Annotated in this window: 24 protein-coding genes and 1 tRNA gene; 7 read left to right on the top strand and 18 right to left on the bottom strand. The window is 67.6% G+C overall.

The annotated features are described in order from the left end of the window. Positions 1-14: 14 nt before the first annotated feature. Both BLW81_RS17530 and BLW81_RS17525 read right to left on the bottom strand, forming a co-directional pair. Positions 15-863, bottom strand: a complete 849-nt coding sequence (locus BLW81_RS17530) for a CbiQ family ECF transporter T component (protein WP_083408273.1) — start codon at positions 861-863, stop codon at positions 15-17. After that, complete coding sequence (locus BLW81_RS17525; protein ID WP_083408272.1) at positions 860-2,899, bottom strand: ABC transporter ATP-binding protein; 2,040 nt, start codon at positions 2,897-2,899, stop codon at positions 860-862. The genes BLW81_RS17530 and BLW81_RS17525 overlap by 4 nt, the downstream gene beginning before the upstream one ends. A gap of 103 nt (positions 2,900-3,002) precedes the next feature. Between BLW81_RS17525 and BLW81_RS17520 the strand changes: the two genes are divergently transcribed. Both BLW81_RS17520 and BLW81_RS17515 read left to right on the top strand, forming a co-directional pair. Then, complete coding sequence (locus tag BLW81_RS17520; protein WP_083408271.1) at positions 3,003-3,443, top strand: MarR family winged helix-turn-helix transcriptional regulator; 441 nt, start codon at positions 3,003-3,005, stop codon at positions 3,441-3,443. Between the two features lie 26 nt (positions 3,444-3,469). After that, on the top strand, positions 3,470-4,675 hold the full coding sequence (locus tag BLW81_RS17515; RefSeq protein ID WP_083408270.1) for an MFS transporter: 1,206 nt from the start codon (positions 3,470-3,472) through the stop codon (positions 4,673-4,675). Positions 4,676-4,683: 8 nt separating this feature from the next. Here BLW81_RS17515 and BLW81_RS17510 read toward each other — a convergent pair whose 3' ends face one another. The 3 genes from BLW81_RS17510 to BLW81_RS17500 are packed head-to-tail and all read right to left on the bottom strand — an operon-like array spanning position 4,684 to position 7,519. Then, entirely contained in the window at positions 4,684-6,171 is a 1,488-nt protein-coding gene (locus BLW81_RS17510) for an APC family permease (RefSeq protein ID WP_157897728.1), read from the bottom strand. After that, positions 6,168-6,593, bottom strand: coding sequence for a RidA family protein (locus BLW81_RS17505; protein WP_083408268.1), 426 nt, complete (start codon positions 6,591-6,593; stop codon positions 6,168-6,170). The genes BLW81_RS17510 and BLW81_RS17505 overlap by 4 nt, the downstream gene beginning before the upstream one ends. Further along, positions 6,590-7,519 carry a phytanoyl-CoA dioxygenase family protein gene (locus tag BLW81_RS17500; RefSeq protein ID WP_083408267.1) on the bottom strand — a complete coding sequence of 310 codons (930 nt, stop codon included), beginning with the start codon at positions 7,517-7,519 and terminating at the stop codon, positions 6,590-6,592. The genes BLW81_RS17505 and BLW81_RS17500 overlap by 4 nt, the downstream gene beginning before the upstream one ends. A gap of 83 nt (positions 7,520-7,602) precedes the next feature. Between BLW81_RS17500 and BLW81_RS17495 the strand changes: the two genes are divergently transcribed. Next, positions 7,603-8,316 (top strand): TetR/AcrR family transcriptional regulator, encoded by a 714-nt coding sequence (locus BLW81_RS17495; RefSeq protein WP_157897727.1) that lies wholly within the window; start codon positions 7,603-7,605, stop codon positions 8,314-8,316. Positions 8,317-8,322: 6 nt separating this feature from the next. On the opposite strand, the gene BLW81_RS17490 is transcribed toward BLW81_RS17495, so the two are convergent. From BLW81_RS17490 to BLW81_RS17480, 3 genes are all read right to left on the bottom strand, one after another. Further along, positions 8,323-9,021, bottom strand: coding sequence for a TetR/AcrR family transcriptional regulator (locus BLW81_RS17490; protein ID WP_083408265.1), 699 nt, complete (start codon positions 9,019-9,021; stop codon positions 8,323-8,325). Continuing rightward, positions 9,018-10,247: a CaiB/BaiF CoA transferase family protein gene (locus BLW81_RS17485; RefSeq protein ID WP_083410614.1), complete on the bottom strand. Its 1,230-nt coding sequence runs from the start codon at positions 10,245-10,247 to the stop codon at positions 9,018-9,020. Before BLW81_RS17485 ends, BLW81_RS17490 begins: the two co-directional genes overlap by 4 nt. Before the next feature lie 102 nt (positions 10,248-10,349). Continuing rightward, positions 10,350-11,072 (bottom strand): VIT1/CCC1 transporter family protein, encoded by a 723-nt coding sequence (locus BLW81_RS17480; RefSeq protein WP_083408264.1) that lies wholly within the window; start codon positions 11,070-11,072, stop codon positions 10,350-10,352. A 306-nt stretch (positions 11,073-11,378) separates the two neighbouring features. Between BLW81_RS17480 and BLW81_RS17475 the strand changes: the two genes are divergently transcribed. Beyond that, positions 11,379-12,449 carry an IS110 family RNA-guided transposase gene (locus tag BLW81_RS17475; protein WP_197680326.1) on the top strand — a complete coding sequence of 357 codons (1,071 nt, stop codon included), beginning with the start codon at positions 11,379-11,381 and terminating at the stop codon, positions 12,447-12,449. Between the two features lie 14 nt (positions 12,450-12,463). Further along, positions 12,464-14,437 carry an acyl-CoA dehydrogenase family protein gene (locus tag BLW81_RS17470; protein ID WP_083408263.1) on the top strand — a complete coding sequence of 658 codons (1,974 nt, stop codon included), beginning with the start codon at positions 12,464-12,466 and terminating at the stop codon, positions 14,435-14,437. A 43-nt stretch (positions 14,438-14,480) separates the two neighbouring features. On the opposite strand, the gene BLW81_RS17465 is transcribed toward BLW81_RS17470, so the two are convergent. Beyond that, positions 14,481-14,870 carry a nuclear transport factor 2 family protein gene (locus BLW81_RS17465; RefSeq protein ID WP_083408262.1) on the bottom strand — a complete coding sequence of 130 codons (390 nt, stop codon included), beginning with the start codon at positions 14,868-14,870 and terminating at the stop codon, positions 14,481-14,483. 355 nt (positions 14,871-15,225) lie between these two features. Between BLW81_RS17465 and BLW81_RS17460 the strand changes: the two genes are divergently transcribed. Next, positions 15,226-15,672, top strand: a complete 447-nt coding sequence (locus tag BLW81_RS17460; RefSeq protein ID WP_235632026.1) for a hypothetical protein — start codon at positions 15,226-15,228, stop codon at positions 15,670-15,672. A gap of 7 nt (positions 15,673-15,679) precedes the next feature. On the opposite strand, the gene BLW81_RS17455 is transcribed toward BLW81_RS17460, so the two are convergent. The 6 genes from BLW81_RS17455 to BLW81_RS17430 all read right to left on the bottom strand — a co-directional run bounded on the left by BLW81_RS17455 (position 15,680) and on the right by BLW81_RS17430 (position 20,248). Further along, the gene (locus BLW81_RS17455) at positions 15,680-16,138 is read right to left on the bottom strand and encodes a hypothetical protein (RefSeq protein WP_157897726.1); all 459 of its coding nucleotides are present in this window, start codon (positions 16,136-16,138) and stop codon (positions 15,680-15,682) included. A 1-nt stretch (position 16,139) separates the two neighbouring features. After that, on the bottom strand, positions 16,140-18,266 hold the full coding sequence (locus BLW81_RS17450; RefSeq protein WP_083408260.1) for a glycoside hydrolase family 183 protein: 2,127 nt from the start codon (positions 18,264-18,266) through the stop codon (positions 16,140-16,142). Between the two features lie 165 nt (positions 18,267-18,431). Continuing rightward, positions 18,432-18,800: a hypothetical protein gene (locus BLW81_RS17445; protein WP_083408259.1), complete on the bottom strand. Its 369-nt coding sequence runs from the start codon at positions 18,798-18,800 to the stop codon at positions 18,432-18,434. Positions 18,801-18,939: 139 nt separating this feature from the next. Further along, positions 18,940-19,107 (bottom strand): hypothetical protein, encoded by a 168-nt coding sequence (locus BLW81_RS17440; RefSeq protein WP_235632025.1) that lies wholly within the window; start codon positions 19,105-19,107, stop codon positions 18,940-18,942. 53 nt (positions 19,108-19,160) lie between these two features. Next, positions 19,161-20,018 (bottom strand): RelA/SpoT-related domain-containing protein, encoded by an 858-nt coding sequence (locus tag BLW81_RS17435; protein WP_083408257.1) that lies wholly within the window; start codon positions 20,016-20,018, stop codon positions 19,161-19,163. A 154-nt stretch (positions 20,019-20,172) separates the two neighbouring features. Continuing rightward, positions 20,173-20,248 (bottom strand) — tRNA-Asn (locus tag BLW81_RS17430). A gap of 149 nt (positions 20,249-20,397) precedes the next feature. Here BLW81_RS17430 and BLW81_RS17425 point away from each other — a divergent pair. Then, positions 20,398-20,643: a hypothetical protein gene (locus tag BLW81_RS17425; RefSeq protein WP_083408256.1), complete on the top strand. Its 246-nt coding sequence runs from the start codon at positions 20,398-20,400 to the stop codon at positions 20,641-20,643. 56 nt (positions 20,644-20,699) lie between these two features. On the opposite strand, the gene BLW81_RS17420 is transcribed toward BLW81_RS17425, so the two are convergent. The 3 genes from BLW81_RS17420 to BLW81_RS17410 all read right to left on the bottom strand — a co-directional run bounded on the left by BLW81_RS17420 (position 20,700) and on the right by BLW81_RS17410 (position 24,270). After that, positions 20,700-21,014, bottom strand: a complete 315-nt coding sequence (locus tag BLW81_RS17420) for a DUF7155 family protein (protein ID WP_083408255.1) — start codon at positions 21,012-21,014, stop codon at positions 20,700-20,702. Between the two features lie 65 nt (positions 21,015-21,079). After that, the gene (gene dnaG / locus BLW81_RS17415; protein WP_083408254.1) at positions 21,080-22,993 is read right to left on the bottom strand and encodes a DNA primase; all 1,914 of its coding nucleotides are present in this window, start codon (positions 22,991-22,993) and stop codon (positions 21,080-21,082) included. A gap of 5 nt (positions 22,994-22,998) precedes the next feature. Further along, positions 22,999-24,270: a deoxyguanosinetriphosphate triphosphohydrolase gene (locus tag BLW81_RS17410; RefSeq protein ID WP_235632024.1), complete on the bottom strand. Its 1,272-nt coding sequence runs from the start codon at positions 24,268-24,270 to the stop codon at positions 22,999-23,001. Positions 24,271-24,316: the final 46 nt, after the last annotated feature.

Genomic DNA, 24,316 nt, shown 5'->3' with positions numbered 1-24,316 from the left:
CGTAACGGTGGGGGTCAGCGGGTCACGGCGCTGGTGCCGAGCACGGTCAGCTCCAGCGCCAGCGCCACCCCGCACACCGCGGCGACGATCAGCATGGCCCACCAGTCGATGGCCTTCGGCCGCGACGGCGCCGCCGAGATCTGCCCGGCCCCTCCGCGGGCGGTGATCGCGTCACCCATCTCGTCGGCGCGCCGCAGCGCGACGGTGATGGCCGCGGCCAGCAGGTCGATCGCCTCCAGCCACCAGTGCCGCAGCCGTCCGCGCCGCCGTGCCGCCACCTCTTTGGGCCGCAGCCGTCGCGCGGCGTACAGGACGCGGAACTCGTCGATCAGCATGGGAAACGCCCGCAGCGCCAACGCCAACGCGACCGCCCACTCGTCGACCGGTATCCGCAGTACCCGCAGCGGCCGCCCCAAAGTCGCGACGGCGGGCGCTATTTCGGCGACGTTCGTCGTCCACGACACCATCGCGCCCAACCCGAGCAGCACGATGGACAGCGCGGTGATGCGCAGGAAGTTCAACAGCCCGCCCAGGCCCACTTCGACCGACCCCAGCCCGATCACCGGGTCACCGCCGGCGAACGTGGCGGTCAGGCCGCCGAGGAACACCAGCGCCCACAGCCAGCCCGGGATGCTCGGCAGCACACCGCGCGGGATGCCGGCCAGCCGCGCCGCGACGAGCACCAGCAGCGCCACCGCGCCGATCGGCACCCAGCCCGGATAGAAGGTCATCAGTACGCCGATCGCGGCGACCATCAACAGCTTGGTGCCCGCCCACAGTCGGTGCACGACGCTGGTGCCGGGCACCGGACGCAGCAGCACCACCGCGCGGCGCTGGCGACGGCCCGTCGACACCGTGCTCATGCCCGTCCCCCCGCCGTCGTCGGCGTGGGAACCAGTGCTCCGCCTTCCAGATGCAGTGTGCGCGGGCACAACTCCTCGAGGCCGGTGAAGTCGTGGGAGATCACCACGACGGTCAGGTTCGCGGTGCGGCGCAGTTCGGCCAGCAGCCGCAGCAGGCCCCGGCCGCTGGCGGCGTCCAGCCCGGCCAGCGGCTCGTCGAGAATGAGGGCGCGCGGCTTGCGGGCCAGCAGGCCGGCCAGCACCACCCGGCGCATCTGACCGCCGCTGAGCTGGTCGATGCGGCGCCTGGCCAGCGAGGCGTCCAGCCCCACGGTGGCCAGCGCCTCGGTCACCCGAGCGTGGTCCCGGACGGAAAACCCTGCCGCCGAAGCGATTTCCATGTCGACGCGGCCGCGCATCAGCTGCAGCCGGGCCGCCTGGAACGAGATCGCCACGGCACCGACCTGATCGGCGACCGGCGTGCCGTCGAGCAGGCAGTCGCCGGCAGTCGGCACGGTCAGCCCCGCCATGATCCACGCCAGCGTCGACTTGCCCGAGCCGTTGAGGCCGTGGATCAGCACGCCGTCGCCCTCGTGGACGGCGAAGGTGATGTCGCGCAGCGCGGTGGTGGCCCACGGCGTCCCGCTGCCGTATTCGTGGCTGACGCCCTTGAGTTCGAGCACCGGGGCGGCGTCGTGGCCGGGGGCGACCGTGGCCGCCGGCGCCTCGGAGGTCTCCACCATGTCGGTGTTGTCGTCGGCGCCGCCGTTGCCGGTCAGGTCGACGGTGCGGTCGGCGGCGTCGGCCTCGTCGTTGTAGTGCGTGATGTGCACCAGCGACATCTGGTGCCGGCGGGTCAGCCCGGACAGCACGCCCATCAGCGCGTCGCGGCCCTGCTGGTCCACCATGCTGGTGACCTCGTCGGCGATCAGCAGCGACGGTTCGCGCGCCAGCGCGGCCGCCACCGCGAGCCGCTGCAGTTCGCCGCCGGACAATCCGCCGGTGTCGCGTTCGGCCATGCCGTCGAGGCCGACCTCCTCGAGCAGTTGCGGCACGTCGGTGACCTTGCCCGGAGGCAGGCCCCACACCACGTCGTCGGCGACCCGGCTGCCGAGCACCTGGCTCTCGGGGTGCTGCATGATCACCGCCGTGCCGCCGATGCGGCCCAGACCGACGGCGCCGGGGCGTTCGATCCGGCCCGCGGTGGGTTCGCGCCCGGCCAGCATCAGCATGAGTGTCGTCTTGCCCGAGCCGTTGGCTCCGGTGATCGCCAGGTGTTCGCCCGGTTCGACGGTCATCGACACCGGGCCCAGCGCATCGTGATCGGCGGACGGATAGCGGAAATGCACGTCACGCAGCCGGGTCGGCACCGGGGCGACGGCACCAGCGTCGGTCGAGGACTCGAGCTTGTGCACGTCGGGGATGCCGAACAGCCGGTCCATCACCCGCGACAGCGCCCACCAGCCGACGAGGCTGACGAACGTGATCGACAGCACCCCGGAGCCGAAGAACAGCAGCGGCCAGTAGTCGAGGGCGACGCCGAAGTCGTGTTTGAGCCGCTCGGCCGCGCCTTCCATGTTCGGGATCCGGGCCAGGATTGCGGCGGTGCCGGTGACGTTGGCGGTGACCGACTCGAAGATGAGGTGGCGCAGCCGGGAGAGCACCGTCAGCGCCACCACCACGGCAGCGCCGAACGCGGCCCCGGCGACCAGCGCGGCGACGAACACCGTCGGCGTGCCGCGTCCGCGCCGCTTGACGATGCCGGTCAGCCCGCCGATGTAGGCGCAGTTCACGACCGTCATGAAGCCGCCCATCCCGGCGATCAGGAACGCGATGACCCCGCCGGCGACGGTCGCGGTGAGCAGCACCCGCAGCCGGTAGCGGTAGGCGAGCAAACCCATCGGCACCGTGCCGAGCAGCGACAGGCCCGCCGCGAACGGGACGACGACGGCGATGATCGCGGTGGCCGCGCACAGCGCGGCCATGACGGAGGCCTGGGCCAGTTCGACGGGACGCAGGACACCGCTTCGTCTCGGCGGGTGCCCGGTCGCGGTCATTGCACGATTCTGCCAGCCGGGATGTGCGAGCCTTGAACCCGCTGGACCGGGCTCGGACGCGAGCCGGTTGAATCACATAGTAAAACTATGTAATCTGGTACCCATGCCCCAGACGCTCGGCTCCGATCTGCTGTCCGTCGTGGCCCGGATCAACCGACTGGCCACCCAGCGGGTCCGTCTCCCGCTCGGCTACGCCCAGGCGCGGCTGCTGTCCACGATCGAAGATCAGGGCCCGACCCGCATCTCCGATCTGGCCGCGCTCGATCACTGCTCGCAGCCGACGATGACCACCCAGGTCCGCCGTCTGGAGGATGCCGGCATGGTGTCGCGCAGCGTCGACCCCGAGGACGCCCGCGCGGTGCTCATCGAGATCACCCCCGAGGGTGTGGAGACGCTGCGGCAGGTGCGCGCCGATCGCGGCGCAGCCATCGACCCGTATCTGGAGCGCCTGTCATCTGGGGACCGCGAGACGCTGGCCGACGCCGTCCGTGTCTTGCGCCGGCTGCTCGAGGATGCCTCGGCGCCGACCACCATCACCAAGTAGTCATCTCGTAAGGAGTGTTCGCCCGTATGTGGCGTCAACCGAAAGCTGTCTGGGCCGTTGCCTTCGCGTGCGTCGTCGCGTTCATGGGCATCGGGCTCGTCGACCCCATCCTCAAGCCGATCGCCGAGAACCTCGACGCGTCGCCGTCGCAGGTGTCGCTGCTGTTCACCAGCTACATGGCGGTGATGGGCGTGGCCATGCTGATCACCGGCGTGGTGTCCAGCCGCATCGGCCCCAAACACACGCTGCTGCTCGGCCTGGCGATCATCATCGCCGGCGCCGGGCTGGCCGGAATGTCCGAGACCGTGATGGAAATCGTTGGCTGGCGCGCACTTTGGGGCCTGGGCAACGCGTTGTTCATCGCGACGGCGCTGGCCGCGATCGTGAACTCCGCCAAAAGTTCGGTCGCACAGGCGATCATCCTCTACGAGGCCGCGCTGGGCCTGGGCATCGCGGTCGGCCCGCTGGTCGGCGGGGTGCTCGGCTCGATCTCGTGGCGTGGGCCGTTCTTCGGGGTGGCGGCGCTGATGGCGTTCGCGCTCGTGGTGACGGTCTTCCTGCTGCCGGCGACTCCGCGCGCCGAACGCGCGACCACGCTGGCCGACCCGTTCCGGGCACTGCGGCACCGCGGCTTGCTGGGCGTGGCGGTGACCGCGCTGCTGTACAACTTCGGCTTCTTCACGCTGCTGGCGTTCACCCCGTTCCCGCTCGACATGGGCGCGAAGGAGATCGGGCTGATCTTCTTCGGCTGGGGCGTGGCGCTGGCCTTCACGTCGGTGGTCGTCGCGCCGCGGCTGCAACATCGTTTCGGCACCGTCCCGGTCCTGCTGGTGAACCTGGTCGTGATGGCCGTGACGCTGGTCGTTATGGCGCTCGGCACCGATGACAAGGTCGTGCTGGCGACGTCGGTCGTGGTGGCCGGGCTGTGGTGCGGCATCACCAACACGCTGATCACCGAGACGGTCATGAAGGCCGCGCCCGTCGAGCGGGGGGTGGCCTCGGCGGCCTACAGCTTCATGCGGTTCAGCGGCGCGGCCGTCGCGCCCTGGCTGGCCGGCGTGCTCGGCGAACAGGTCAACGTGCACCTGCCGTACTGGGTGGGTGCGGCCGCGGTGCTGCTCGGCGCCGGCGTGCTGGCCGTGACCCGGTCGCATCTGCGGGGCATCGACGCCGAGGAATCCGACCTCGACGAGCTCACCGAGCAGGCCACCGCGCTCACCGTCGGCGACTGACTGATCCGTCAGCCAGCCTCCTCAGGAATCGCGTTCTCCGCAAGCAACTGCAGGTTGGCCCGGCGCCGACGCAGCAGGTAAATCGCCACCCCGATCCCGATCATGTACCACGCGCCGGCAATCGGACCCGCAAGGTTCAGCGGATAACTCAGTGCAGACGCGAAGCTGAACGCCGGAATTCCCGCTCCCGCGAAGAACGCCGGAATCAACAGGATCGCCCCCAGCACCGGCACCACCAGGTGAAGCAGCACCTTGAACTCGCTTCGCCGGTAACGCAAGAAGTACACCGGACACGCCAGCGCCGTCACGAAATAGATCGGCAGCACGCACACCGTCAGCACCGTGCCGAACACCGCATAAGCCGTCACCGGGTCCCAGGTGTATCCGCCGACCACAGTGAGCAGGGCCCCCACAGCGAAGAAAACCCAGATCGCCGTCGACGGTGAGCGCCACCGGGGATGCACTCGGCCGAACGTCGACGGGATCGTGCCGCTGCGGCCCATGGCCCACATGCTGCGAGTGGCGGCCAGCGCCGCACTGTTCATGCACGCGAACGCGGACACGAGCAGCACCACCAACAGCAGGATCCAGCCGCCACCCCACATCGTTTGGGCCAGCCCGATCCACGCGTTGCCACCGTTGTAGCTCATGAAGTCAGCCATCTTGTCGGGACCGAAGTACACCGCCGAGGCATAGGAGGTGAGCACGTAGAAAACGCCGATCAGCAAGCACGAGAGAATGACAGCGCGCGGCACGTTGCAGTGCGGATTCTCCGTCTCCTCGGCAAGCGGCGCGGCGGATTCGAATCCGATGAACGCCAGGAAGCCGTAGACGGAGGCCGCAACCACACCGCCGAGGCCCTCGAATCCGGGAACTGTTGCGAAGTGTGTGGTGAACAGCGACGGGCTGTTGGCGTCACCCGCCGCGATCATCATCCACACCGATGCCACCACCAGGACCACGATTTCGAACAGGCCCAGGATGAGGCCGAACCGGACCCCGACCTCGACGCCGAAGTAGTTCGTCGCGAACGCACCGGCCAGACACGCCAACGCCGCGATCGTCCACACGGCGTTGAAGTCACCTCCACCGTCGGGCGCCACCGTCATCGCCAGCAGGTTGCCGAATACCAGGGCCAGGTACGGCATCGCGAACAGGTACATGAACGGGTAAGCCCACGCGACGACGAAACCGGCTGCCGAGTGAAACGAGGTACCGACGTAGGATCCCAGCCCACCGGCCGACGAAATATGTTTGGCCAGTTGGCCGATCGCCGCCGCCACCAACAAGCTGCCGACAAGCGCGAACACCACGGCCAGCGGAAGGGCACCGCCTCCGAACGACGCGCCGGTACTCACCGCGTACGCCGCACCGGCGCCCGGCGCCATCGTGGCGATCGCGACGAACAGAACGCCGGGCAGCTTGATGACGCCCTTTGCCAGCCCGGGCTCTTCTGCAGCTACCTCGGCCGAGGGTGCGACGGGTGTGGCGGTCATGCTTCGTCCTTGGGTGTGAGATCTACTCCGGTAGCGGTGATCTCGACCAGCTGGTCGGGGTGCGCCAGCTCTGTGACACCCACCCATGTGCTCGCGGGAGGTGCGGCCCCGAACCGTTTGGCGAAGATTTCAGCCGTGGCCATCAGAGCGGGCATATCCGTTGCGTAAACAGTGACTGCCACCAACCCGTCAAGGCTCTGTCCTTCGGACGCCATGCACCGCTCGAGGACGTCCATGCAGAACACGACTTGCTCCTCCATCGATCCGGTTCCGACAACCGTGAAATCCGGTGGTGCGCCGACGAACGGCGCGATGCCGGAGTAGTACACGGTGCGGTCTGCACGCACGACCTGACTGAACCCCAGCATGGTGAAGGTGGACTCGTCGACATACCCGACCTCGGGGTTGGTCCGGGTGATCACGCGAGTTCTCCTGCGACCGCCGGGGTCTCGGCACTGACCATCTCCTCGTGGAACGAGTCCATGAGACCGGCATTGGTGTGGTTGGGATTCTGTGTCAGCGACGCGAAGTCGTATTGACGCTTGACGCCGTCGTCCCGGATCGCGACCATCGGGTCTTCGAAGTCGCGGATGTAGCCCATGGCCAGTCCGCCCATCTGATAACCCATCAGCTTGAGCAGGTCGTCGTCGAGGGTGCGGGCGACTTCGATCGGCGTCGACAGGTACTGGTTTTCTTCCTGGCGTACCCATCCGACGCAGTACGTGATGTTGATGCCTTGGCGGACCATCGGCGAGCGGTTGGCCGCAGCGCCGTGGTACACCTTGCCGGAGTAGAAGAACAGCGATCCCCGCTCCGTCTCGGCGCGCACGATCGCGTCGTCGTCGTAAGTTTGTTTCCCCTCGGTGAGATGGCTTCCCGGCACCAAGCGCGTCGCGCCGTTCTCGACGGTGAAGTCCGTCATCGCCCACATCGTGTTGCACTGGACGTCGTAGTCGAGCGGGAACGGGAAGAAGTCCCATGCCAATTCGTCACGGTGCAACGGTTGATCGGTCTCGCCGGGCAGCACGGAGATCACCTGGGTCAGGTGCAGCTGATAGGCGGTGGCCTTGGCCAACAGATCTGCGACGGATCCGAGAACCAACGGGTGCATGATCAGTTCGCGACTTGCCGGCGACCGAGCGATCAACGAACCGGTCCTGCGGGTCATCCGCCCGACGAAGTCGTCGTTGCCCGTGGGCGTGATGTCGATGTACTCCTCTAGTTCCTCGGCAACCCTGTCCATCAGTTCGTTGGACACGAGATTGTCGACGATGACGAAGCCGTCCTCGCGGATCGCGGCGGTGACTTCATCCGGTGTAGCGGTTGGGGGCAGGTGGTACTTGGGCATCGAGGAACTCCGATCACGAGGTGGTGCGGGTAGGGTTGCCCGGGTGAGCAGGCCCGAGCGGCCTCGGCGATGAGGTGGAGTCAGTGACTGTGAAACTGAATCATTTTCAGATTTCTGATCCGGTGCTGGCCGGTAAAAGCGACGTAACCCTCGTTACTTCGCTGTCTCAACTGATGGTCCCGGTGATGGATCAGGTCGGAGCCCGTCGTTCGGCTGCGCAATCGCGCAGCCAAGACAAGATGGCCCGCGTGCTGCACGCAACGGCGGCCATACTCGACGAAAGCGGAGCCGAAGCCGTCACCACCACGACTGTTGCGGCACGCGCCGAAGTGTCCATCGGCTGGCTCTACAACTTCTTCGACGACCGGCAGGCGCTGCTGGAGGAGATTGTGGCCAGCGGGTTGATGCAACTCGACCACAGACTCGAGGAGGTCGGCTTCAGCCTCGCCGGGCCGGACTGGCGATCCACCGTGCGCGCCGGCATCCAAACCATCATCGAGTTCTTCGATGCTTCACCGGGATTCCGCTCACTTTGGTTCTCCGCGGACTTCTCCGGACGCATGCTTCAGGCCAACCGCATGCACGACGATGCGCTGGCGGCCTACCTGGCCACCAGCGTCACCGCGACGCGGCCCGACGCTCCGGCGGTCCCCCTCGACGTCGTCGCGCAGATCTTCATCGGCATGCTCGACAAGGGCCTCGACCTCGCCTACCGGAACGATTCCGCCGGCGACAACGTGATACTCGCGGAGATGACCCGCGCCAGCATCGACTACCTCGGCTGCTTCTTGCCCTGAGCTCCGTCAGCGGTCACTGCTGGTTCCTTTCTCCAACTGTTCGGTCAGTCGTTGCGCGGCCGCCAGCGCCGCCGCCGCGGCGGCCTCGAGCTCACGGGCTTGGGCGATGGCCTCACCGCCGGACCCGCCGCGGGCCTCGATCGCGGGGACGACGAACTGGCGGAACCGTTTCCGTACGGCGGTCTCGGAGCGGTCAATGGCTTCTGCGGCCAGATAGGTCTGTTCGACCAGGAAGTCGATCAGGTCGTCCAACTCGACGTCATCGCGAATCTCGCTGCGGCGCTGTCCCTCTCGGATCACGTCGCCCATCGCGCCGACCGCCGCCTGGTGCACCCGGGGGTCGTTGGCGGCGGTGGAATGCTGCGCGATCAGCGCGGCGATCGACGCGTCGGTCGGTAGTTCGCGCGCGGTGTAGATGAGCGCGGCCTCGATCTTTGCGAACACCGCCGACTCGGCGGCCATCACCTCCTGCACGGCGTCGATGTGGCGCCGGGCGCGGCGCATCGCGACCTGCACGACGACCTCGGAGATGCTGCCCAGCCGGCGGAACGCGGTGGCCCGCGACACCCCGGCCCGTTTCGCGATCGCCTCCATCTGCACTGTGCCCCCGGCGTTTTCCGCGAACTCCTGTTCGGCGGCGCTGATCAGCCGGGTCCTGACGAAGTCGTCGTCCTCGCCGGCGGCGTCGAAGATGCTGGCGGTCACGTGATGGCCCCGGCGAATTTCAGCTCGGTCAGCGTTTCGTCGTCGAGGCCCAGTTCGCGCAGCACCTCGTCGGTGTGCTCGGCGAATTTCGGGGCGCGGTGCAGACTCAGTTCGCCCTCGTCGAATTTGACCGGGTTGGCGACCAGTTTTTGGGGACGCCCGCCGGCGTCGCGGACCTCGGCGATGCGCCCGTTGGCGATCAGCGCCTCATCGTTGCCGACGTCCCAGCCGTCCTGGACCACAGCCCACGGCCCGGTGCCGTAATCGAGCAGCCGGGCGCATTCTGCGAGGGTACGGGTGCCGATCGCCGTCTCGACGATTTCTATTGCGGTTTCGAGGTTTTCGGTGAGCGCCTCGAGCGTCGAGAACCACTCGTCGAACGCGAACTCGACGCAGCCCATCAGCCGGCAGAACTCGGGCCAGTGGCGGGTGGGCTGGAGCATCGCCAGCTGGATATAGCGGCCGTCGGCGGTGCGGTAGCTGCCCGTCAACGGGTTGCACGGCGCCTGGGTCTTGCTCTCGAACTTGGGCATCGGGCCGCCGGCCTGCAGCGCGGTGTTGACGCTGTACTGGGTGGCCCACGCGCCGACCGCCAGCAGCGACACGTCGAGCACCGACGGTTCGCCGGTCATGCGACGGCCGTAGAGCGCGGCGGCCACGCCGCCTGCGATCGCCATCCCGCCGATGTTGTCGCCGTACCCGCCGGCCGGCATGTACGCCGACTGCTCCGCATTCGACGGGGTGACACCGTCGGCGCTGCCGCCGCGCGCCCAGAACGCGGTCGAGTCGTAGGCGCCGGACTCGCGGTCGGGGCCCTTGGTCCCGTAGCCGCTGCCGGTGACGTAGATGATGTCGGGATTGATGCGGCGGACCTCGTCGAGGTCGATGCGCAGCTTGGCCCTGGTCGTGGGCAGGTAGTTGGTCAGGAACACGTCGCTGCGCCGGATCAACTCGTCGAGCACCGGGCGGGCCTCGGCGACGCCGAGCTCGAGTCCGATGCTGCGCTTACCGCGGTTGGGCCCCTCCATCACCGGTGCGAACACCGCGCTGTCGACGCCGGTGCCGTGGCCGAGCACCGTGGCCAGTCCGCGCTGGCCGTCGCCGGTGATCGAATTCTCGATCTTGATCACTTCGGCGCCCCAGTCCGCCAGCACCGCGCCGGCCGACGGAACGAACGTGAACTGTGCGACTTCGAGTACTCGAACCCCAGCCAGTGGACGGTCCATCGCTCGCGCACCTCCCAGGTCCCGTGTGACGTGGTCCACAGTATGCAACTGTGGCGGCGCCAGCGTATCAAATTGAGACGCTAGTTCGAGACCTCGATCACATCATGTCACGGCGGTGCCGACGAGCGTGCCCACGACGTAAGTGGCCGCGACCGCGACCACTCCGAAGGCGAGTTGGCGCGACGCCGAGAACCAGACGGGCTTCTTGGTGAACCGGGACGCCACCCCACCTGCGATCAGCAGGCCCAGCCCGCCGCAGAGCAGACCGAGCCACAACGACTCGAAGCCGAGCAGGTACGGGATCAGCGGAGCCAGCGCGCCGACCGCGAACGTCAGAAACGACGACACCGCCGCGACATACGGGGACGGCTTCTCGGTGGGGTTGACCCCGATCTCCTGAACGAGATGGAAGTTGATCGCGCGGTTCTCGTCGCGATGGATCTCCTCGGCGGCTTGCCGGGCCGTCTCGGGCTGCATCCCCATCTGGACCATCATGTCGGCGAGTTCGGCCTTCTCGGCCTGCGGATGCCGGTGCAGCGCGCGCCGTTCCACGCGGACCTCCGAGTCGATCTGTTCGTTGGCGGTCTGCACGGACGCCAACTCCCCCAGCGCCATCGAGAATGCGCCCGCCGCCAGGCCGGCGAAACCGCTGACGATCACCGAGTGCGCGCCTGCCGCCGCGCCGACGCCGGCGACCAGCGCCGTGTTGGACACCAGGCCGTCCATCGCGCCGAAGGTGGCCGCGCGCAGCCATCCGCCGCTCACGTCACCGTGGCGGTGATCGAAGTCGTGCGGACGCCACGGCTCGGGTTGTTGCTGTGTCATGGCCGTATTCAACTCCCGCGCCTGTGCGGGCGGTTACTGAGGATTACCTGGGTTTGTGACATCACAGTTTGCGCGACGCCGCCGGGGGCTACCGTCGAGTCAGTGTCAGGGTGATGGTGCCGCCTATCGCGGTGGTTGGATCCTGATCACCTGGTGTCTGGCTCGTACCGTCGATGCCGCCTTCGGGTTGGCGTTCATGCGTTTTGTCGGCACCAGGTGTGAAGGACCGGCCGGCGTGACTTGATAGGAGCGTGGCATCGCCCCCACTGAGATGTGTCCGCCGACCGGCCCAACCGTCACCTCACAGTGAAGGAGGCAACCACCATGGTTGTTGTTGGAGCCGATGTGCACAAGCGCACCCATACCTTCGTCGCCGTCGACGAGGTCGGACGCCACCTCGGCGAGAAGGTTGTCAAAGCCACCACCGCCGGGCATCAGCAGGCGGTGCGGTGGGCCCGCACCCAGTTCGGGATAGAGCTGGTGTGGGCGATCGAAGATTGCCGGCACCTGTCGGCACGCCTGGAGCGCGATCTGCTCACTGCGGGTCAGAAAGTGGTCCGGGTGCCGCCGAAGTTGATGGCGCAGACGCGGGCCTCGGCGCGTACGCGCGGCAAGTCCGATCCCATCGATGCGTTGGCCGTGGCGCGCGCGTTCTTGCGTGAACCTGACCTACCGGTCGCCTCGCATGACGAGATGTCACGGGAGTTGAAGTTGCTGGTCGATCGACGCGAAGACCTTGTCGGTCAACGGACTTCGACGATCAACCGGTTGTTATGGCGCGTTCACGAGCTGGACCCTGAGCGGGCGCCGAAACCGCGCTCGCTGGACCTGGCCAAGCATCGCCGGTTACTCGCCGACTGGCTGGCGACACAGTCGGGTTTGGTGGCGGAGTTGGCCCGCGATGAGCTGGCCGACATCACCCGGCTTACCGAGCAGATCAACATGCTGGCCAAACGTATCGGCGAGCGGGTACGCGCAATCGCCCCGGCGCTGTTGGCGATGCCCGGCTGCGCCGAGCTCACCGCGGCCAAGGTCATCGGCGAGACCGCGGGAGTGACCCGCTTCAAAAACGAGGCGGCTTTCGCCCGCCACAGCGGTGTGGCGCCCATCCCGGTGTGGTCAGGCAACACCGCGGGCAGAGTTCGGATGACCCGCTCGGGCAACCGTCAACTCAACGCCGCACTACACCGCATCGCCGTGACCCAGATCCGCCTCGATGGCCTCGGACAGGCCTACTACCGACACCGCCTCGCCGAAGGCGATTCCCCAACCGAAGCCCTGCGCTGCCTCAAACGCCGCCTGGCCCGCGTCGTCTTTCACCACCTGCACACCGACCACCAAACCCGCCAACAACCTTGCCAACCGGCAGCAGCTTGACATAGGAGAAACTCATGACCACCACTGCGGAACATCTGCGCAATGCGCTCGACGGCCGTTGGCGCGATGTGAAGAACCGGATGCGCGAAGAACTGTCCAGCGAGATCTTCCGCCCGCACTACACCCCCAACACCGTCATCGCGCGCACGAAGGTGGCGGAGCAGCTCAAGATCATGGCGGCCAAGGGCGCCGCCGAGGACGGCTTCAAGAAGGAGCACGGCGGTAACGGCGATGTCGGTGCCGCGGTCACCCAGATCGAGATGCTGGCGATGAGCGACCTGTCGCTGATGGTGAAAGCCGGTGTGCAGTGGGGCCTGTTCGGCGGGGCCATCGAGAACCTCGGCACCGAGCGGCACCACGAGAAGTACGTCAAGCGGATCATCGACTGCGACCTGCTGGGCTGCTTCGCGATGACCGAGACCGGGCACGGCAGCAACGTGCAGGCGCTGGAGACCACCGCCACCTACGACCCGGCCACCGAGGAGTTCATCGTCGACTCCCCGACGCCGACCTCCCGCAAGGACTACATCGGCGGAGCCGCCGAAACCGCTCGCATCGCCGCCGTTTTCGCGCAGCTGATCACGCCCGACGGCAAGGGCCACGGGGTGCACTGCGTGCTCGTGCCCATTCGCGACGAGGAGGGCAACGACCTGCCGGGCGTGACGACGTCGGACTGCCACTACAAGGGCGGGCTGCCCGGCGTCGACAACGGGCGCATCCAGTTCGACCAGGTGCGCGTGCCGCGCGAGAACCTGCTCAACAAGTACGGCGACGTCGCACCCGACGGCACCTACAGCTCACCGATCGAGAATCCGGGCCGCCGGTTCTTCACCATGCTCGGCACGCTGGTCCGCGGGCGCGTCACCGTCGGCGGCAGCGCGGCGGCCGCAGCCCGTGTCGCGCTCGACATCGCGACGCGATATGCGTTGCAGCGCAGGCAATTCGAGGCGCCCGGCGACGACCACGAGGTGGTCATCATGGACTACCTGGTGCATCAGCGCCGGCTGTTCCCGCTGATCGCCGAATCGTATGCGTTGCAGTTCGCGCAGAACGAACTCGTCGCCAAGTGCCACGACCTGCAGAGCGCCGAGGATCCCGACCCCGAGGAGCAGCGCGAGCTGGAGGCTCGCGCGGCCGGGCTCAAGGCCGCCAACACCTGGCACGCCACCCGCGCGATCCAGGAGGCCCGCGAGGCGTGCGGCGGCGCCGGGTACATGGCCGAGAACCGCCTGATCGCACTGAAGGCCGACACCGACGTGTTCACCACCTTCGAGGGCGACAACCACGTGCTGACGCAGTTGGTGGCCAAGCAGTTGCTCACCGCCTACGCCGACGACGTCAAGAGCATGAGCCCGGTGGAGTGGGTGCGGTTCGCGGCCAACTTCGCCGGTGAGCGGGTGCTCAAACGCACTGCGGCCGAGACGATCATGCAGACCATCCTCGACACGCGGCAGGACAACGAGGAGGAGGGCAGCCTCTTCAACCGCGGCACCCAGGTCAAGATGTTCGAGGATCGCGAGGAGTACCTGCTGTCGACGGTGGCCCGCCGGCTGCAGGGCAAGTCCAAGGAGATGAGCGAGTTCGACGCGTTCAACGCCGTGCAGGACCACGTGCTGCACACCGCGCAGGCGCACATCGACCGCGTGATCCTGGAGGCGTTCGTCGCCGGCATCGACGCGTGCCCCGACGAGGAGGCCCGCAAGGTCCTCAACATGGTCTGCGACTTGTACGCGCTGTCGGTGATCGAGGCCGACAAGGCGTGGTTCATCGAGCACCGCTATATCTCGACCGAGCGCGCGAAGGCGGTCACCCGGGGCCTCAACGAACGCTGTCGCACGCTGCGCCCGTACGCCGAGTTGCTGGTCGACGGGTTCGGGATCCCCGAGCCGTTGCGCTATGCCGAGATGCTGCATCCCGAGCACATCCCCGACGCCGACGAGCACACCTCGCAGGACGCCGTCAGCTCGGGAACGATCGAGCCGAAGTGAGACCGGCCCGCCGCTGACCGGGCGGGCCGGATCCCATCATCACTCAGCCGGCGGCCAGTTCCTTTTTGCCGTACACCTGTTCCATGAGAGCGGTGTCGCCGTGGATCCGCACGGCGGTGGTCTTGCCGTCGCGGATCGTGTAGACGTCCGCGTCGCGGGAGGTGTGGCCGTCGACCGTGATCTCGGTGAGCGCGACGACGGTGTCGCCCTCGGCGATCATCTGCTCGACGCGGATCGTCGGCGCCTTCTGCCCGATCCGGCCCATGTACTCCATCAGCTCCGCCTTGCCGTGATAGGTGCCGCTGACCACGCTGTCGCCGGGCTGCACCCATTCGACCTCGTCATCGAACAGGCTCATGACCGTCTCGATGTCGCCGGCGGCGAATGCGTCGTACCCCCGCTGGACGAGTTGCTTGTTCTCCTGCTCGGACATAGCGATCCCCTTTTTTCCGCATCCGATCAACTGCGGCCGCGAGAGCGTGGCCGGTCGTGGAGTCGCGCGGGCGCGGCCCCCGGATCAGTCAGACCGTTCGCCGCCGCCTCGAATTGTGCGCCTCGGCGAACGGCGGGTGGCGCGATTGGCACATCAATATTGACGTTGTTGCAAGTGCAATCAGATTCAACCTCCTGCGAATGCAATCAGCCCGTTGAACAGCGGCAATCCGTCCAAAACGGCCGTACGGCTGCGGTCTCGGCCGCATAGTTGGGACCGGTAGCTGCGCGGTCCGGCTGGAATGGGCCCAACGGCGACGGCTACTGGGGTCGGGCCGAAGGGAAGGAACCCACTCATGAACCGAATCGCGCGGTTCGCGTTGACGGCGGCGGTGTCGGTCGGCCTGACGGCAGGCACGGCCATGACCGTCGGCGCAGCGCAGGCCCAAGGCCCGAGCTACCAGGGCGGCAACTGCCCGCCCGGGGTCACCTGCACGCACTGGCTGCCGGGTCAGCCGCCACCGCCCGGTGGCCAGGTGCTGACGTGGGACTGGAACGTGCCGCACGACTGGTACTGGAACTCCGACGGCATCGTCGACGTCACCACCAACACGATGTATCCGTGGAACGGCTCCGGCGCCCAGCCGGCCACCCCGCCGCCGGCACCGCAAGGCCCGCCGGCGCCTCCGCTGCAGAAGCCGCCCGGCACACCGTTCTGCAGCCCGCGCGGATCGCTGATCATCATTCCGCCGATCTGCGACGAGATCGGCGTGGACTGGCCGCCGGGGTCACTGAAGCGGTAGGCGGCGATCAGCCGCGGACCCACACGCAGTTACCGCTCAGCTCGATGGTGAACATCCGGGGCGCCACCTGCACGCGCACCGGCTCACCCGGCTGACCCTCGACGGTCGCGGGCTCGCTGAGCTGCCCGGGCGCGACGACATCTCGCTGTTGCGCCCGGCAGCGCGCCGACGGATCGCGTGGTGTCGCGGTCCAGGTGCCCGCGGCCATCTCGGGATTGCGCATCCCTTGACCGTGCAGCAGTTCCGGCGCCTCGGAACTCACCCACCGGTCGGCCGGCGGTTGCGGCGCGGTGACCGGCTGCCAGGCGCCGCCGCGGCACACCGACGGGACGTCGGCATCGGGCGTACGCGTCATCGCGCCATCGAGATCGCTTGTGCACCCGGTGCTTCCGGCGCCGGGTTGGGCACACGCCATCGGTGCGCCGGCCAGCGCGACGAGCACCGCGAGCACGGCGGCTCTCAACACGTCACACCTTGGTCAGGTCGGTGCGCATCAGCATCACGTTGTAATCCGACCACAACGACAGGTTCCAGTACAGATCGGTGCCGGTGCCCAAGGTCGACGGCGACCACGGGTGCATCATCGGCGCGTAGATGCCGCCGTTCTGTTGTGTCATCAACACTTTGGCGCTCGACCAGCTGCCCTGCGGAGTGTCCGAGGTGCGCATCACGATGTTGTTGAACTGGTCGCCGTGCAGCACCACGTACTTGCCCAGCGCCTTGTTGTACTGCACGGACATCTCACTGACCTGGTTGCCGGGGTTGGCGACACCGCAGGCCCCTTTGTCGACCCCGAAAACGGCGGTGGCGGCGGCGGGGTTGTTCTTCTTCCAACCGGCCGGGGTTGCGCCCCAACCGAAGAAACCGCTGCTGCCCTTGCTCCAGTACTCGTACTTGCTGAGATCGAGCATGTTCTGTTCCTGCACGCGCGCAAGGTGTGCGGCGCCCTGCCGGCCGTTCGGGGTGCCGTACACGTAGACGTATCCGTCGCCCGGCCGCACGAAGGCCATCTGCTGGAAGTTCTGGTTACCGCTCCACGGCTGGTTGTAGCGGACGGTCTGCGGCGCAACGTGGAAGGTTTCGCCGTTGTCGTCGGAGTACGCGAGGGCCGAGTAGTTCGTCGTCCACGAACCCGGCGCACCCCACTGGGTGACCGACATGAAGCTCACGTACTGGCGGGCACCGTACTTCGAGTCGGGATTGGGTACCGAGATACCTGCAGTGGGGATCAGCGTGATGCCGGCGGGCAGCCCCTCGGCGAAGATGACCTGGCGGGCGCGGTTCGGGTACCCGTCCGGCCCGAGCGGCGCGCCACCGAACATGTTGCCGGTGTACCACTGCCCGTCGGGGATCTCCATGCCGTTGCTGAGGTCCCGATCCGAGCTGCGGAAGATCGTGTTGGACCGCCAGTCGACCGACATGTTCCCGTCGGCGAACGTGTCACCGACGGCGATCAGGATCTGGTTCTCGTTGATGTCCTTCGTCAGCGGATTGTCCGGAATTCCGTTGTCCCACATGATTCCGAGGTCCGTGCCGCCGACGGTGTACCGGGTCGAGGTGTCGGCGATCAGATCCGAGTACTGCCCGTTGTTGGGGTACTGGTAGTTGCCGGTCACCCACGCGACGAACTGGGTCGACGGACTGACTTGCGCGTTCGGGAACGGCGAGTACAGCGGCGTGTTCGGGGCCGCCGCGAGCGCGAGTGCCGCCATCGGTTGCTGCACTGCCGCTGTCTCGCTGCGACCGGTCAACGCCGCGAAGAAGTTCTCGAACTCGCGGCGCGCGAACGCCAGCAGGCCCCAGATCAGCGGCGGCTGCGCGGGCGTGGACGGCGCCGTCCCGGCGAACGGGTTGAGGATCCAGTTGATCGTGCTGGACACCACATTGGTGACGGCGGTGAACAGGTTCGGCAGCGACGGCGTCGCGGCGGCCGGCGTGCTGATCGGCTGGCTGGTCGTCAGCAGCGGCGAGGCATCCGGCGCGGCCAGCGAGCGGGCGTCGGCGAACACCGCGACCTTGGCGGGCTTCTGCACGGTCGCGGCCGGATCGGACAACGACTGCACCCTGGCGGCTGACGGAGTGGCGTTGGTCTGTTCGGACGACGTCGCCGCTGTCGGCGCTACCTCCGGGGCGCGCTTGTCCGGTGCGGGCTTCGGCGTCGGCTCGGCGGTCTTCGTCGGCTCGGCAGTGGGTGTCGGCTCTTCGGTCGGCGTCGGCTCGGCAGTCTTGGTCGGCTCTGCAGTGGGCGTCGGCTCTTCGGTCGGCTCTTCGGTCGGCTCGGCGCTGGTGTTGGTCTGCGCACGAACCGTCACGCCGTCGGTGACGGTGGTGGAGGTCGTCGTCGACGTCGTCGGAGCTTCCGCCTCGCCGTCGTCGTCGCCGGCGTCGACGTGACTGTCACCCGCGGTGGTCGTGCCGCTCGTGGTCGTGGTGCCGGCGGTGTCGTTATCGGTCGACGACTGCTCGGAGGTGGATTCGGATTGCGACTCCGTCGTATCGGCGGTCGCGATGCCGTGCCCCGTCGCGATCGCGGTGCCGACCCCGAGCGCGACGGCCAGACCCCCGACCCGACCGATGTAGTGTGCTGCTCCCATGTGTACCTCCCGCAGGCCTTCCCCCAACCCGTCGCATTGCCATTAGACAGCACCTGGAGGAGCCATACAGCAAAAGGGACGATCGTCCCAGTAACCACAGCTGTCGCTACAGTCGCCGACCTCGTGGGGAGTTCGCCGTCAATATCGCTCTACGAGCAACGTTCGTTACGGGAGGATGCCCGCCTGGTGCAGTGCCTCGTTGTAGAGGTCCATCGCTTCGCCGAGCCCGTCGTTGACCCAGGCCTCCACCATGCCGACCCGATCGGCCACCAGTTGCACCCGGGTGGCCCACTGCTCGAAGTCGGGCGCGCGGCGCAGCGCGTCGATCTGGTCCTGTGTGCCTTGGATCAAGATGAAGCCGCCGAGCTCGGTGCTCTGCGGGCGCAGGATCGCGGTGTCGAAGCGTTCGATGCGACCGTCGCCGCGCAGTTGGTCGAGGTAGCCCGTCGTGGTTTCCCTCAGGAGTTCGAGAGCTTGCGGTTCACGTCCACGCGCGGGCAAGCCCCACGCGATCCAGATTCCTGCGTCGGCCATCGCCCCATCATGCTCTGCGATCGCGTGACTGCTCGACCATCAGGTCGGAGTGTTGAAAACGTGGCTCCCCCGGCTGGACTCGAACCAGCAACCCTTCGGTTAACAGCTTCGATATACGAGATGTGACATCGCGCCGGTCTCAGATTGCAGCGAGTTCCTCGCCGGTGAAGTATCGAGAGTGGGTCTGATGAAGCGTGTCGACAGAGTCGCTGATTAGAGCCACGATCTCGACGTTGTCATCTGTGCGGTCGGCTTCCAGCTGGAGCCGTCGCTCCATGGCTTCGCGGGCAGTCGCGAACTCCGTCACACGGCGGACACCTGTGTGTCGGTTGAATTCGATTACAAAGCCGGGCATAGGTTCTACTTCTCCTCTGTCTCTTTGTTCAAGATACGACGCAGGTCACGCAATTGGTCACCCGTTTGTCTCAGCCTTGCGAGGAACTCCAGGTTGGACCCGCTGGAAAGAGCCTTTATCGCCTGGTCGAGCAGGTGCGGATTTGGCGCATTCACGCCCATTTCAGCAGCGCCTGCAGCCACATCGTCGACAATCTCCTGCACGGCCTGGCCGAACATATTGTCGAGTTGATCGGCGACCACTTCGTCGTGAGCGATCTCGGCGGACATCGAGTGCATCCGTTCGACAATCTGCTGGACGACCGGATCATCGTGCGGCTCGTCGTACCGGATTCCTCTGCCGACCAAGTCTGCGAGCCCTTCGTAGACGTTGGCCCACAAGCTCTGGTAGTTCGTCCTGATTTGCACCTCGACGCGGCCAGCCGGCACTACGAGCCACAGATGAACGGCGCGATAACCCGAATGAGGCTGCTGCCGTAGGTCCCGGATCGTCACCCTCTGGTCTCCGCCGAAGTGGTGAGCGATCTCACCTGCGAGGAGCGTCTGTCGCGTGAGGTTCATCTCGGCGTCGATACGAACGCCCGCGAGGTCTTGCACGCGGTCGAGCTTCAACGCTGATCGCTGAAGCTTTTGTACCAAGGTGTCGACGGTCTTCGATCGGGCGGTCAGCCTGAATTGTTCGGGCTTCCAGCTCCACTCGGTTTCGGTGAGTATGCGCGCGACTTCGCTAGCGAGGTCGTTGTGCCAGAGCATCACTGCGTTGTAGTCGGGGCAACCTTCGGGTGGGGCGCACCTCTCGAGCAGTGATTCGCCCAGCCGACGCAGCTGGCTCTTCGACCATGGCGGCGAGTCCTCGATATTCACGCCGCGCTGCCGAGTGAGACGTCGAACAGGGCCAGCATTTCACCCACGGTAGGGCACCCACCGCCAGATCAGTGGCAACGAATTCGGCCTTGTTCGCCGTTGGATAACGACTGGCAGCCGTCTAGCCGCCGCGCGGCCGATGATCGCTAAAACGTGGCTCCCCCGGCTGGACTCGAACCAGCAACCCTTCGGTTAACAGCCGAATGCTCTGCCAATTGAGCTACAGGGGACTGCTCACCCGCGATCACGCTTACTGTGCGGGCCGAGGGATGACTCTAGCGTACGCATCGCTCGGCTTGCCAACGCGCTGCCACCACGCGCGCTCTCAGGTGTGTGAGGCAGGATGGAACCGAACACACCGTCGTCTGGAAGGGACCCCGTGATCGGGTATGTCGTCGTATTGGGTGTCGGCTACGTGCTGGGCTCCAAGGCCGGCCGCCGCCGATATGAGCAGATCGCCGGCACCTACCGCGCGGTCACCGAAAGCCCTGCCGCGAAGGCCGTGATCGACGCGGGCCGCCGCAAGATCGCCGACCGCGTTTCCCCCGATCCGCCGATGGTCACCCTCACCGAGCTCGATCAGGGCACCGCGGTCATCGGCCCGGAGACCCGTAAAACGAATTGACGGGTTGATTGCCCGCAGAATCTGCGTGCGATCAACCCGTCAAGGGACGTTCGAAGTCAGTTGATCCCGTTGGACCAGGTCTGGCCCGGGAACAGCGGGCCGGTGCTCACGCCGACGCCGCCGCCGGGCACGTTGCTCGAGTTGGGCCCGTAGACGCCGAGGTCGGGGGTGCCGACGTTGACGCCGTTGCCGTTGGAGTACGACAGGCACTTGCCGTCTTCCTTGTTGCCGAACCACGCCAGGCAGGCGGGACCGGCCTGCACGTCAGAGGCGTCGGACAGCACGGACGCCGCGAACGGCGCCGCGACCGCGGCCACCGCGAATGCGCCGGCAGCGATGATGCGCCGCGCCTGGTTGTTGGTGGATGTCACGTGTTCGCCTTCCTACCGTCCCCCGACGGTTTAATAGCGCGCCCACCATATCGCGTTACACGCGCTCACGCAGAGATGTCGTCGCCGCTGGCCTGTTCGAGCAGGCTGCGGCGATAGGCCTCCATCGCGACCAGGTCACCGAACAGCGCGTGGTACTCGTCGCCCTGTTCGACCGGCGACATGCGCTGCAGCCGCGACTTCACCTCGGCGATCTGACGGCCCACCCACACTTCCTGCAGCCGGGCCAGCACCCCGCCGATGTAGCGCGGCAGCTTCTCCTCGTCCTCGACGTTGATGGCGTCCACGCCGAGCTCGTTGACGAGGCTGGCCGCGGCGGGTGTCGCCGTCTGCGCCCGCACCGTCTCGATCCACTCCGCGCCGGACAGCCCCGCCGACGTCCCGCCGGCCGCGGCGATCGCCGAGCGCACCGCCGCGTAACCCGGATGGGTGAAGCTCTCCACGGTCAGCGAGTCGAACACCGGCCCGGCGATCACCGGGTACTGCAGCGCGGCCTTGAGCGCTTCGCGCTGCGGCCACAACGTCGGATCGGCCGGATCGGGTCGCGCCGCCGATTCGGCCGGGCGGACCTTGCGCGGCTGCTCGGCCGCGGCGCGGCGGCGGCCTCCGCGTTCGGGCATGCCGCGCTTCTGCGCCTCCTCGCGGACCCGGCCCAGCACCTGCGACTCGTCGGCCCAGCCCACCCAGCCGGCCAGCCTGCGGGCGTACTCGTCGCGCAGCATGGGCTCCTTGATGCGCGCGACCATCGGCACGCAGCGGCGCAGCGCGGCCACCCGACCCTCGGCGCTGTCGAGGTCGTGTTCGGCCAGGGCGGTGCGAATCGCGAACTCGAACAACGGAGTTCGCCGGGCCACCAGGTCGCGCAGCGCACCCTCGCCGGACTTGAGCCGCAGGTCGCACGGGTCCATGCCATCGTCGGCGACCGCCACGAACGACTGCCCCGCCAGGTTCTGCTCACCCTCGAACGCCTTGATCGCCGCCGCCCGCCCGGCCGCGTCGCCGTCGAACACGTAGATCAGTTCACCGCGAAAGAAGTTGTCGTCCATCATGAGTCGACGCAGCATCGACAAATGCTCGTCGCCGAACGCGGTGCCGCACGACGCGACCGCCGTCGTCACCCCCGAGAGGTGCATCGCCATCACGTCGGTGTAGCCCTCGACGACGACTGCCTGGTGTCCCTTGGCGATGTCGCGCTTGGCCAGGTCCAGGCCGAACAGCACCCCCGACTTCTTGTACAGCACCGTCTCGGGGGTGTTGACGTACTTGGCCTCCATCGGGTCGTCGTCGAAGATGCGCCGCGCCCCGAAGCCGATCACCTCGCCGCCGCTGGCCCGGATCGGCCACAGCAGCCGGCGGTGGAAGCGGTCCATCGGGCCGCGTTTGCCCTCCCGCGACAGCCCGGCCGCCTCGAGTTCCTTGAACTCGAACCCTTTGCGCAGCAGGTGTTTCGTCAACGTGTCCCAGCCCGAGGGCGCGAACCCGCAGCCGAACCGCTTGGCTGCGTCGGCGTCGAAATTGCGCTCGAGCAGGTACTGGCGCGCGGGCGCGGCCTCGTCGGACTCGAGAGCCTGGGCGTAGAACTCCTGCGCGGCGGCGTTGGCGGCGATCAGCCGGCTGCGGCTGCCGCGGTCGCGCTGCACGCTGGTGCTGGACGCGCCGGTGTAGGTGATCGTGTAGCCGACCCGGTCGGCGAGCAGTTCGACCGACTCGACGAAGCTGACGTGCTCGATCTTCTGCAGGAACGCGTACACGTCGCCGCCCTCGCCGCAGCCGAAGCAGTGGAAGTGGCCGTGGTTGGGCCGGACGTGGAACGACGGCGACTTCTCGTCGTGGAACGGGCACAGCCCCTTCATCGAGTCGGCGCCGGCGCGCCGCAACTGCACGTAGTCCCCGACGACGTCCTCGATGCGGACCTTGTCACGAATCGCCGCGATGTCTCGATCAGCAATCCGCCCGGCCACGCGCGTCAGTCTATGCGCCTCGGAGACCGGGCCTCGTGCACTCGTTCGAACCGTCCCTCGGTGTAGGACGCGATCTGGTCGACGACCGCGCGCAGCCTGCCGCCGTCGTCGTCGGCGGCGCTGAACTGCGCGGCGAACTGCGGGTCCAGGCTGCTCGGCGCCTGCGCCCACAGCGCCAGCGCCACCTCGTGGACGCGGGCCCGCTGGTCGGCCTGCAGCTGCAGGTGCGGGTGGTCGGACATGATGAACTGCAGCGCCAGTGTCTTGAGCACCGCGACCTCGGCGCGCACCGTCGTCGGCACCGACAGGTCGGTGTCGAAGCGGCGCAGCGGGCCGGCACCGGCGACCGCGCGGGTTTCGGCGATCGCCGCGGTGACGAACCGGCCGACCAGCTCGCTGGTCAGCCGTTTGAGCGCGACCGACGCTGCCAGCGTGCCGTCGAACTTGCCGACCGCCGCGATCGTCGGCAGCGCCGAGAGCCGCTCGGCGGCGGCCAGCAGATGGTCGGGCGCCAACGCCGGGAACGATCGGGCGCCGAGCCGTGCCAGCGCGTCGGCGGCGTCGTGATCGGCCAGCACCCGCAGGTCGATCCGCCCGGAGATCACCCCGTCCTCGACGTCGTGCACCGAGTAGGCGACGTCGTCGGCCCAGTCCATCACCTGCGCCTCCAGACAGGGCCGCTCGGCGGGCGCGCCGGCGCGGACCCAGTCCGCGGCGGCCATGTCGTCGTCGTAGAAGCCGAACTTGGTGCGCTCACCGGTCCGCTGCCACGGGTACTTCGTCACCGCGTCCAGCGCCGCCCGGGTCAGGTTCAGCCCGGCGCTACCGCCCTGCTGGTCAACGACTTTCGGTTCCAGTCGGGTGAGGATGCGGAAGTTCTGCGCGTTGCCCTCGAACCCGCCGAACGCCTTGGCGATCTCGTTGAGCGCGCGTTCGCCGTTGTGGCCGTAGGGCGGGTGGCCGATGTCGTGGGCGAGCCCGGCGAGGTCGACGAGGTCGGGGTCGCAGCCCAGGCCGAAGGCCATCTCGCGGCCGATCTGCGCGACCTCCAGCGAGTGGGTGAGCCGGGTGCGCGGCGTCTCCCCCTCACGCGGCCCGACGACCTGGGTCTTGTCAGCCAGCCGGCGCAGCGCCGCGCAGTGCAGCACCCGCGCCCGGTCGCGGGCGAAGTCGGTGCGGTGTTCGGTGTCGGTGCCCGGCAATGCGGCACCCTTGACCGGTTCGACCACCAGCCGCTGCCGGTCGAACTCGTCGTAGGGATCACTTTTCGCTGCCACCGACGCACAGTCTGCCAGCACGGTTGTCCGGTGCGGCGAGGTCGGC

The organism is Mycolicibacterium rutilum (genome assembly GCF_900108565.1).
GTDB classification, from domain to species: Bacteria; Actinomycetota; Actinomycetes; order Mycobacteriales; family Mycobacteriaceae; genus Mycobacterium; species Mycobacterium rutilum.
Note: the sequence above shows the minus strand (reverse complement) of the source record. Positions and strands in the feature narration are given on the sequence as shown.